Genomic DNA, 911 nt, shown 5'->3' on the forward strand with positions numbered 1-911 from the left:
CACTCCGAGAACCCCCACCCGCCGGACCTCCCTCGCCGCCGGTCTCGCGGCGACCGGCGCCGCCCTCGCGATGGTCGCCACCTCCGCCACCGCCGCCCACGCGATCATCGGCGGCACCGAAGTGCCCAACGACGCCTACCCGTTCATGACGGCGGTCCTGGAGAAGGGCCCGGGCAGCGTGCGCGACCGGCAGTTCTGCGGCGCCAGCCTGCTCACCCCGGACACCGTCGTGACGGCCGCGCACTGCCTGGTCGACGAGGCGGGCAAGCCGGTCAAGCCGAAGACGCTCCAGGTCGCGGTGGGCCGCACGGTGCTCTCGGCCCGGCAGGGCCAGATACGGAACATCGCCAAGGGCGGCGTCGTCGTGCACCCGCGCTACCTCAAGGGCCAGGAGGCGTACGACGTGGCCTTCCTCCAGCTGGCGAAGCCGGTCCGCGGCATCTCCCCGGTGGCGCTGCCCACCCAGGGCACCGACGCGCTGATCCGCCCGGGCCAGAAGGCGACGGTCGCGGGCTGGGGCAACACGGACACCGAGCTGACCCACACCCCTGACCGCCTGCGCCAGGTGAAGGTCCCGATCCTCTCCCACGCCGAGTGCCGGACGAGCTACAAGGAGTACGACGCGAAGGTCAACTTCTGCGCCGGCGTCGAGACGAAGGACTCCTGCCAGGGCGACAGCGGCGGCCCCATCTTCCGCAAGGTCCCGGGCCGCGAGGCCCCCATCCTGATCGGCGTCGTCTCCTACGGCGACGGCTGCGGGGCGCAGGGTGCCCCCGGTGTCTATACGTCCCTCAGCTCGTCGAAGCTGTGGAAGACGCTGGACGAGTCGCCGTCCGCCAAGAAGATCAAGCGGGCGCTGAACCGGCGCTGAGGCAGCGGGCGCCGGCCTGAACAGGGGCGCGGGGCGGGCC

1 protein-coding gene is annotated in these 911 nt (G+C 72.6%); it reads left to right on the forward strand.

Features of this window, described 5'->3' with window-relative positions:
- Positions 1–871, forward strand: an 871-nt coding sequence (locus GKQ77_RS33025) for a S1 family peptidase (protein ID WP_258022369.1), incomplete at its 5' end; no start/stop codon positions are given.
- Positions 872–911 lie beyond the last annotated feature (40 nt).

Origin of the sequence: Streptomyces anatolicus (assembly GCF_019400875.1) — a bacterium.
GTDB lineage: Bacteria > Actinomycetota > Actinomycetes > Streptomycetales > Streptomycetaceae > Streptomyces > Streptomyces anatolicus.